Raw genomic sequence first — 10,393 nt, 5'->3', positions numbered from 1 at the left:
TCTGACCTCACCATCCGCGTGGAAGGCCTGTCGAAGGCCTATCGCATCTACCCGACGCCGACCGACCGGCTGCGCCAAGCGATCGTGCCGCGGCTGCGCCGGCTCGTGGCGCCCCTGCTGCGCGCCCTCGGCCGGCCGGTCGAGGCGCGGGCCTATTTCAACGAGTTCTGGGCGCTGCGGGAGCTCTCCTTCAGCGCGGCGCGGGGCGAGACGCTGGGCGTCGTCGGCCGTAACGGCTCGGGCAAATCCACGCTGCTGCAGCTCGTCTGCGGCACGCTGACGCCCACGCAGGGCGAGGTGGAGGTCTCCGGCCGCGTCGCCGCGCTGCTGGAGCTGGGGTCGGGCTTCAACCCCGAATACACCGGGCGGCAGAACGTCTTCCTGAACGCCAGCGTGCTCGGCCTCTCGCGCGCAGAGACGGAGGCGCGGCTCGCCGACATCCTGGCCTTCGCCGATATTGGCGAGTTCATCGACCAGCCACTGAAGACCTATTCCTCCGGCATGGCCATGCGCCTCGCCTTCGCGGTGATCGCGCATGTGGACGCCGACGTGCTCATCATCGACGAGGCCCTCTCTGTCGGCGACGCCGCCTTCCAGCAGAAGTGCTTCCGCTGGCTGCGCAGCTTCCAGAAGCGCGGCACGGTGCTCTTCTGCGCGCATGACCCGGGCGCGGTGATCAGCCTGTGCAACCGCGCTATTTGGCTCGACCGGGGCGAGGTCCGCGCGCAAGGGGCGGCCAAGGAGGTGACGGAGGCCTACGGCGCGTTCGTTGCCGCGACCTCAATGGGCCTTACGGAGGATGCGGTGCGGATGGCCACCTCGCTGACGGGAGGAGAGAGCCAGGCACCGACCGGGCCGGAGCCGGACGAGCCGATCCCGGGTGAACTGGTCCCGGTCGGGGCGGACAGCACAGCCTTCGGCACCGGCAAAGCGCGCATTGTCGGGCTGAGCCTCACGGATTCCGCCGGACGGCCGCTCGGCCTCATCCAAGGCGGCGACGAGGTGATGCTTACCCTTCGGATCAGGACCATCGAAGAGATCACAGGCGCAATCGCCGGCTTCACCGTGAGGGACCGTCTCGGGCAGCCCATCTTCTCCGAAAATACCTACGATCCGGGCGTTCTGCCCGAGCTCGATCTCCGGGCTGGCACCGTTTCGCATGCGCGCTTCCGCTTCACGATGCCAGACCTCGCGCCCGGGCGTTACAGCATCACCCCCGCCATCGCCTCAGGCACACAGGTGGATCACGTGCAGCACCATTGGGTGCACGACGCGCTGATGTTCGACGTACATCCGCGCCGTTTTCTGGGGGCACTGCTGGGGGTACCCATGCTGGAGCGCTCGGTCGGCCCCGACTAAGCCATGAGGTGTCCGATTCCGTCCGGGCATTATGGTTCGGCCACTTTCGGCCGCGGGCCTCAGGCAAATGGTGCCTTCGCGCCTTCGACCGCCCTGCTCTAAGATATTCGCCACGTGGCGGATTCGGCAGAGATCCGGCCTCACGGGCTACCACGAGAAGGAAAATTGATGTTCGCGCACATGCAGGAGATCGTAGTCCAGGCGGAGAATGCGGCATTGGGCGGCGATCTCGAAGCCGCCCTCATGATTCTACGCCGGCTTTCGCTCGATGATTTCGGCATCGTGCTGCTGGAGATGCCGCATGCCGGCTTTCCGGCGCTCTCGGCCGTTCTGCCGAAAATGGCGGACGAGCAGGTCCAGCGGAATTGGACGGGCAATGCCGGCTACCCGCTTCTGACGCAAAGCCTGACCTTCGTCCGCTCGGTCGCGGTCCGCCACCAACAGCTCACGGGTAGACGCCTGCAGGAGGCTTCGATCCTCGATTTCGGATGCGGCTACGGCCGCATCCTGCGGCTGATGGCCTACTACGCCGCGGCCCGGGGCCTTTGGGGCGTCGACCCCTGGGATCAGTCCATCTCCATTTGCCGGCAGGACCGAATGTTCGGCAATCTCGCCGTCTCCGACTATCTTCCCCGCTCGCTGCCGGTCGAGCACCAGCGCTTCGACCTCATCTACGCCTTTTCCGTATTTACCCATCTCTCCGAGCGGGCCACGCGACTGGCGATCGCGACTCTACGGGACCATTTGGCGGAGGACGGCCTTCTCGTCGTGACCATCCGTCCACGCGAATACTGGCAGCAGGTGGGCGAAGCGCAGGCGGCTAGTCCCGAAAGGGACCAGTTCCTTGCCCAGCTGCGCCATCACGACGAAAGGGGCTTCGCCTTCATCCCCCACAACCGTGAGCCTATCGAGGGAGACGTCACCTACGGCGACACGTCCATGACCTTCGACTGGCTGGCCGCGGCCGCGCCGGGTCTGCGGATTGAGGCCTACGATCACAGCCTCGACGATCCGCTGCAGATCATCGTCCACATGCGACACCAGGCGGCTTAGAAACCCGTCCGGTCCCAATGTGGATCGGACGCTCGGACACATTGGGAAGAACATGAAATTGTCCAGCTCATCGACGATGCTCCGCCGGCGGATCGCTGGATGAGCCTGCTGTCGCGAGGCGACCGTTCCAACCGGTCGGCATTCCGGTTTTCCACCCCGTCGTCAGCCATGGAGTCCACGGGTGAGCGCTACGTCAGCGGCCTCTTGGGCGACATCCAGAGCGAGCACTACCACCGCTACCTCTTCGCCCTCAGCTTCTGCGAGGGCCGCGACGTGCTGGATGTCGCGAGCGGCGAAGGCTATGGGGCCGCGCTGCTGGGACAGACCGCCCGCTCTGTAATCGGCGTGGACGTGAGCGCGGAGAGCGTCCGCTTCGCCAACGACCACTACCTCAGTGAACGAGTGTCCTTCCGGCAGGGCGATGCCACTGCGCTGCCCATCACTGACAGCTCTGTGGACGTGGTCGTCAGCTTCGAGACGATCGAGCATTTGAACGACCATGGTCGCTTCCTGCGAGAGATCGGCCGCGTGCTGCGGCCCGGTGGCGTGCTCATCGTCTCCTCGCCCGACCGCGCCGTCTATTCCGACGCGGTCGATCACGAGAACCCCTTCCACCTCAAGGAGCTCGACCGGAGGGAATTCCTGGCGCTGATGCGTGAGCACTTCCCACAGGTGGTGCTGCTTGAGCAGCGCGCACTGCACGGCTCGGTGATCCTGCGCGCGGCCGAAACCGGGCCCGGCGGGATGATCGAGGGATTCGACACCCCGGACGGCACGCTGTTCGACCGGGGGGTGGGGGTTCCGAACGCGCCCTACCTGATCGCGGTCTGCTCGGCGGCCTCCCTAGAGGTCCCGGGCAGCGTGATGCACACGCCGCGGCTGATCTGGCACCTGGAGGAGATGCGCCAACGCGTCGAGGCGCAGATGCAACTGCTGCAGAAGCAACTGGACGAGGCACAGCAGCGATTCGCGATGCAGGCGGCGCTGCAGCAGCAGGAGCTCGATGAGGAGCGGCAACAGGTCCAGGACGTCACCCGGGAGGCCTCGAAGGCCCGGAAGGCCGAGCGCGAGGCGCAGGCGGTGATCGGAAAGCAATCGCGACGGCTGGAGGAGGTCGAGGCAGCCTATCAGGCGCTCGGCGAGAGCCATCGGGCGTTGAGCGCGAGCCTCGACACCCTCCTATCCAGTACCACCTGGCGCGCCACGGCGCCGCTGCGCGCGCTGCTGCGCCGAATGCCCTGGCTCGCGCGCTTCGGCCGGCGCGGCCTGAAGCTGGTCTGGTGGACGGCTTCCGGCCAAATCTCCGCGCGACTGCGGGCGCGGCGTGCCGCCGTGGCGCCGGTGCCGGTGGCCACCGCCCCCGAGCCGCTGGCGTCGGCGGCCGAGCCGCCGCTTCCCGACGGCCGGTGGGAATGGGCCACTCACGCGCCGATGAGGGCGCGCCTTCTCGACGCGGAGCGCCGACGCCTTGAGGAGGCCCGCCCCATGCCGGCGCCGCTTGTCGAGGTGACAGAGGAAGGCGCGGAAGCCGCGCTAGCAGCCCTGTCCTTTCCCGTGCACGACAAGCCTATCGTGTCCATCATCGTACCGGTCTTCAACAACCTCGGACTCACGGTCGAGTGCCTGCTGTCGATCCGCCGCCACAGCGGGAACGACGTGGGGTACGAGGTCATCCTGTCCGACGACGCCTCGACGGACCGGACGCAGGAGCTTCTTTCGCGAGTTCCGGGCCTTGTCTATCGCCGCAATCCAGAGAACCTGCACTTCCTTCGGAACTGCAACCTGGCTGCCCGGATAGCGAGCGGCGACTTCCTCCTGCTGCTCAACAACGACGTCCAGGTCACCGAAGGCTGGCTGCGGCCGCTTCTCGATCTGTTCCATGCCGAGCCACTCGCCGGCGCCGCGGGCCCGCGCATCCTCTACCCCAACGGGCACCTCCAAGAGGCCGGTGTGCGTGTCGAGGCCGACGGGTCGAGCCGCCTGATCGGGCTCAACGACGACCCGGACCTCGATCGCTACGCCTTCAACCGGCGCGTCGACTACTGCTCCGGCGCGGCGCTGATGCTGCGCCGCGCCGTTTGGGAGTCGCTCGGCGGCTTCGACGAGGCGCTGGCGCCGGCCTATTGCGAGGATCTCGAGCTGTGCCTGCGGCTGCGGAGCAATGGGCTCGACGTTTGGTACGTCGCGGGATCCACGGTGGTGCACCACCTCAGCCGCTCTACCGCCGCGACCGGCACGGAGGCGAAGATGCGCATGATCGTCGCCAACCAGCAGAAGGTCGCGGAGCGGTGGCAGCCGCTGATCGACGAGATGAACGCGGTGCGGCTCTTCGCCTTCTACTTGCCGCAGTTCCACCCGATCCCCGAGAACGACCGCTGGTGGGGCACCGGCTTTACGGAATGGTCCAACGTCACGCGGGCGGTCGCGCAATATCCGGGACATCCGCAGCCGAAGCTGCCCTCGACCTTGGGCTTTTACGACCTGCGCCTGCCTGACGTCATGGTCAAGCAGGCCGAGCTCGCGCAGCGCTACGGCATCGAGGCCTTCTGCTTCTACTACTACTGGTTCGGCGGGCACCGCCTGCTGGAGCAGCCGCTGGACGGAATGCTCGCCTCTGGCGAGCCCAACTTCCCTTTCTTCCTATGCTGGGCGAATGAGAACTGGACGCGCCGATGGGATGGGCAGGACGCCGAGATCCTCATGGGCCAGAGCCACTCGCCCGAGGACAGCGAGGCCATGATCCTCGATATCATCCGTTACATGCGCGATCCACGCTATGTCCGCGTAAACGGTAAGCCCTTGCTCCTTGTATACCGGGTCGAGCTGATCCCCGACTTTCGTGGGACAGCAGAGCGGTGGCGCGCCATCTGCCGCGCCGAGGGGATCGGCGAGATCTATTTGGCTGCCGTCGAATCCTTCGAGCATTCGCGTTCCGCCTCGTCCTTCGCGGAGTACAGCTTGGACGCGAGTGTGCAGTTCCCCCCGCACGGCGATCCCGTCCCGGACGAAGTGACCCGGCGGACGGCCCATGCGGGGTTCGCCGGTCACATCTACGACTATGAGGCCTCCGCGGTTGGCTTCAGCGGGCGCCCCTTCCCCGCATGGCCGCGATTCCCGACCGTAATGCCGGGCTGGGACAACACTGCCCGCCGCATGAACACAGCCAGCATCTTTCACGGCGCGACTCCCGGTGCCTTCCAGGCTTGGCTGGAGAGCGCGATCGACCAGACTTGCGCGCACAACGCGCCGGGGGAGCGCATCGTCTTCATCAATGCCTGGAACGAGTGGGCCGAAGGGGCTCAACTCGAGCCCGACCGCTTGTTCGGGCACTCCCGGCTAGAGGCGGTGCTAGGCGCACTCCAGTCGCGCCTGCTCGGCCGCGACGAGGCCGTGTGATGGAGCATCCCGTGGTCCTCGTCGGCCATCCCTTTGCGGCAATCGGCATGGGCGAACATCTGCGCGCGACCTTCCGGGCGCTGCGCGCGGCGAGGGTGCCGGTGCGGCTACTCGACGTCTACGGCGTTAACGAGCCTGAGGCCGCCTGGGAGGCGGAACTCCGCCCCTTCGTGACCGACCGCGTCGGCCCAGGGCCGAGCGTGTTCTGCATTAACGGTAATGAGGTGGCGCCAATCCTCGCACATCTCGGTGAGCGGGCTCAGGCAGGGCACCGGATCGTCTATCCCGCCTGGGAGCTACCCATTTATCCTGCTGAATGGGCGCGCGAACTCGAGCGCTTCGACGAGATCTGGTCGTCTTCCGAATATACATTCGCCGCGGTCTCCGCCGCGGCGCGTCGGCCGGCGCACCACCTCCCCCTGCCTACAGAGGTGCGGGTGGTGCAGCCGCTTGGCCGGCGCAGCTTCGGAATTCCAGAAAATGCCTTCGTCTTCCTCTTCTTCTTCGACCTGACCTCCTTCATCGAGCGGAAGAACCCCTTCGCCGCCCTGGAGGCCTTCCAGCGCGTGGCGGCGGCGCGGCCCGCAATTGACGCTCGGTTTGTGATCAAGCTCAACTCGTCACGCGCCCGGCCCGACGACCGCGACCGGTTCCTCGACTTCCTGAAGCCGTTCGGCGACCAGGTCATTCTGCTCGACCGCACCCTGCCCGAGGCCGAGGTGAAGGCCCTTCATCTCACAGCAGACGTATTCGTCTCGCTCCACCGCGCGGAAGGCTACGGGTTCGGCCTCGCGGAAGCCATGTTCCTTGGCAAGCCCGTGGTCGCTACAGGCTACAGCGGGAACATGGACTTCATGGCGCCCGGGACGTTCTTATCCGTCGGATACCGCTTGGTCGCGGTGCCGGAGGGCGCCTACCCCTTCGCGGCCGGCCAAGTCTGGGCCGAGGCGGATGTCAGACAGGCTGCCGACGCCATGCTGCGTCTGCTGGACAACCCTGCGCTAGGTCGGGAAATTGGCGCGCGAGCGCGCCGCCACATCCGCACCCATTTTTCCTACCGCGCCATTGGTCTAAGGATGGCGGCCCGGATCGTCGGCGGCTGATCCCCACGCCGGCCAGCGATTAGGACGGCTCCCGTCGGACACTCCGGCGCGCTTGCCCATGTCGTGCAGGCCTACCTGCACCAGGCCTCGCTCTCCGGCTCCCAGCCCGGAATGGGACGATAGGCGGCAGTGGCACCAATTCCCACCCGCCAGCCGACGTGACAGATTGCCATCGGCCGAATCGAACGGAGGCGATAGAACATGTCTGCCGAGACCAGGACTTACACGGGCGAGGAAGCGCGAGCGCTCGTCGCTGGCCACCCCTGGTGGTATCATCGCTTCGAGGTCCATCCCGGCGTCGTCACCCCTGGTGTCTACGATCCGAGCAGCACGCTGGGCGCGCTTCGGCTTTCTGCCGACCTTTCCGGCCGTAGTGTGCTCGAGATCGGACCGGCAGATGGCTTCTTCACGAAGCAGTTGGCCATTCGCGGTGCGAAGGTCACGGCCTGCGACGTCCTGCCGAAGACACAACTCGGCTTCGCAATTATGGAGATGCTGCACGGAGCACCCTTCGACTACCGGCAAGTCAACATCTACCGGCTGCCTGAGCAGGGTCTCCCCAAATACGACATTGTCCTATGTCTGGGTGTCCTATATCATCTGCCGGACATGGTGCGCGGCCTGCACAATTTGCGCGAGCGCTGCGGCGAGCAGCTAATTCTGGAAACCCTCGTCGCCATGGATCTGGGAGAGGAGCCGCTTGCCCGCTATCACCCGGCTAGCAGCCTTAACAATGACGATACGAATTTCTGGTCCCCCAACATTGCCTGTGTAGAAGCCATGTTGACTGATGCCGGCTTCACGGTGGAGGACCACCAGATCTTCCACCAGACCGAGAAAGACGGACGCGTCTGCTTCTGGGCTAGGCCGACTCCGCTTACAGGCGGCGTCATCAAGACCGACAAGGCTTATTCAGGCCTCTAGTGCAAGGTGGCTGAGGTTAGAGCAAGACAGAAAGGGCCGCGCAATCTGTCCTATTTACTTAAGCCGACCAATCAACTGCAGCCATCTAAAGCGTACCCGGATTTTTGAATCTAAGTTGCTTCCGGGGGTAGGAATCTGATTCAGGTGTCTACGGTTCGTATGAGGCAAGAGTCCTTTTCCTGGCTTAGCGGCAAACGCTGGCACCCTTCCGCCAGTAGAGCGTCGCGCGCACTCTTCCACCACGCAGCCCGCAGGCAAGGCCCGAGATACGCTATCTGCCGAGCCGCTGTTCGATCTTTTCGAGCCTCGCTAGGACGGTAAGTAACAGGTCCCTCACTTCGGCCAACGTCGCAGGCGCCTTGAGCGTTTCCTCAAGTTTCCGCTGCCTTATATCGTCTTCCCAGTCGGGCACCCACTGCCTCCCTTTCCATGTCGATGGGGACCTTGTCGCACGAGCACGATCACCGACAAGAACCCACGACGCCGTAGCCACACAATGTCTGTGCCTGCCTCACCCATGTCGGCCTAAACCAACTGCTGAGGGGCTTGCGCAGTCGTTAAGTCAAAAGCAGCGTGTGTCACGTCATCGCGACGGAGACAACATGCCTGATCATTACATCGATGCCCCGGAGGCCATCACCGTGAAGCTGACCCGGGAAGATGCCGCGGCGTTCGACCGCTGGTGGAAGGCAAGCGGCCAACAGTCCCGTGAAACGGCCGTGTGCACGCTGATCTCCAGCGCCGTGAGGGGTTACATCCCCGCGGGCCGGACGGACGCTGCGCTGGATTGAAGGCTCAGACAAAAAGCCCGGCGCGAGATCACTCGTCGCCGGGCTAGGTAAATGCCGATAGCCCGGCGTAGTCCCGGTTGATCCCGATCAGCTCACTCAGCCTATGTACGGGGCGGCTGATTCGCGACAGCAAAAGCCCAGCTTGGGTCTCGCCGGCCGTGCTTTGTCTCATCTTCTGAGGCGGGTTCAGCGTCTGGGTCCACGAGAAATCTTCTCCTTATTTTCAACAGGTTATCGGACGCTTGTGGAGTCGGCCATACCTGCTGTGGAATCCATCATGGTGAGCAGCTCCCAAAAGGGCTCGCCCCGGAGTTACGCGACGTGAACCCTGGTCGGATCAGCGAGATCAAGCCGGGAAGAAGTTCGCAGAGGTTTCCGGCGGCTCCCTAAGGCGCCGCCTTGGGCGGGAGCGTCGCTGGACCTTCCGCCCAAGAGGCACTTCCCGCGACTCGGCTTCATTCTGCCCGCACCGGCACCTCAAGGCTCGCCCTCCGGACCTTGCCACGCTGCCAGAGCCGAGTGCATGCTAGCCAGCTAGTAGCGTGGTGCATCGCGCTCGGCCCTCCTCGGCCGCCCTTGCTGCTCATCATGTATGATTCTTTTTTCAGCGCAGCCGATCGCAGGCCGCCCCAGCGTCCGTAGACGGCCGTCGCCCCGATCGGCTCGCGCCGCCGTGCAATCCGGCCATGAGGCAGCGCCAGCCTGCCATCTGGCTCAGCCGCCGCGCCAGCCAGGCGTTGGCCCCGCACCATGGCGGATGTGCGGAAATGGCACAGACGGCGCTGCGCGGCTTCCACCAGCCCGCTAGCTGGGCGACGCGCGCCGGATAGGCCCTGGCTCGCACCTCGGTCATGCTGCCAGGTTGTTGGTTCCGATCGCCACGACCAGCGTATCGGCGCACCGCGGCCCCATCGCACAACCAAGAAAGTCGGGCGCCAACCCAGCAGGAGAATACAGGCCAACCAGAGCGAGCAGCGGTGCGCGCAGGGTCCGAGGGCGACTGTGCTGGAGGGCTCACATCGGTAGCCTCCATGAGGCTGAATCTATTGCGGAAGAACGTGTTGCACCGCGGCATTGGGGGTGGTTGTTTCCGACGGCTGGCTGAGACGACGACGGCATTGGCCGAACGCGCGTTGCGCGCTCCTCGAGCGAGGGCTCGAGTCTGCCGTTTCAGTCAGCACCGACGAATGCGGCTGGCCCGCGGCGGGGTCACTTCCAGCTGGGCAGGCGTTCAGGCGGAAGGAAAACGTCATGAATACCCGCCGCCAGAGCGCAAGTTTTCTCACGCTCGCAATTGCGGGTGTTCGCGGCGGAACTCTTCATTAGCCTCGCGTTCACGGTCGCCGCGGCGAAGCACATGTTATGCCGGCGCTCACCGATACGGCGGCACATACTGGCCGTCTCGCCGGTGTAGCCGCTCACCGATTGGGTCCGCGCCCGGCCTGAGCTAGATTCAACCTCGACGGCCTGAGAGGCCTCAACTATTGGCACTGCCCGGTTGATGCTCGCACTCGCCGGGCGCCACCCGAAGGTGCCAGCAACAGCCATGGCCAAAATCACCCGCCGCATTGGTCGCCTCCCTTTGTTGAGGCGATGCTGGGCGAACTCATGGCCTGGCACGCACTAAGGGGAACTACGTAGGGTCGGCTAGCTACCCGTAAGGCCCATCACGACAGCATCCATCTGATCTAGCGTAAGCGCGGCGACGAGGCCCTTATGGCTCGTGCGTGACGGTCAGCCGTTGTCGCTGGCGGCCCAGCACCACGG

General features: G+C 65.2%; 6 protein-coding genes. All 6 read left to right on the top strand.

Translation table 11 applies throughout. From position 1 onward, the window contains the following. The coding region (locus AC1ROY_RS33735; protein WP_493153345.1) for an ABC transporter ATP-binding protein at positions 1 to 1,359 on the top strand (1,359 nt) is incomplete at its 5' end. Between the two features lie 168 nt (positions 1,360 to 1,527). Further along, complete coding sequence (locus AC1ROY_RS33730) at positions 1,528 to 2,412, top strand: class I SAM-dependent methyltransferase (RefSeq protein ID WP_493153344.1); 885 nt, start codon at positions 1,528 to 1,530, stop codon at positions 2,410 to 2,412. Positions 2,413 to 2,511: 99 nt separating this feature from the next. Then, on the top strand, positions 2,512 to 5,808 hold the full coding sequence (locus AC1ROY_RS33725) for a glycoside hydrolase family 99-like domain-containing protein (protein WP_493153343.1): 3,297 nt from the start codon (positions 2,512 to 2,514) through the stop codon (positions 5,806 to 5,808). Continuing rightward, a complete protein-coding gene (locus tag AC1ROY_RS33720; RefSeq protein WP_493153342.1) occupies positions 5,808 to 6,911 on the top strand; it encodes a glycosyltransferase family 4 protein in 1,104 nt (367 codons plus the stop codon). Before AC1ROY_RS33725 ends, AC1ROY_RS33720 begins: the two co-directional genes overlap by 1 nt. A 201-nt stretch (positions 6,912 to 7,112) precedes the next feature. After that, entirely contained in the window at positions 7,113 to 7,835 is a 723-nt protein-coding gene (locus AC1ROY_RS33715) for a class I SAM-dependent methyltransferase (protein ID WP_493153341.1), read from the top strand. 602 nt (positions 7,836 to 8,437) lie between these two features. Next, a complete protein-coding gene (locus tag AC1ROY_RS33710) occupies positions 8,438 to 8,626 on the top strand; it encodes a hypothetical protein (protein WP_493153340.1) in 189 nt (62 codons plus the stop codon). The last annotated feature ends 1,767 nt before the right edge of the window (positions 8,627 to 10,393 follow it).

Source organism: Roseococcus sp. GW821-FHT12F05 (assembly GCF_058806835.1).
Note: the sequence above shows the minus strand (reverse complement) of the source record. Positions and strands in the feature narration are given on the sequence as shown.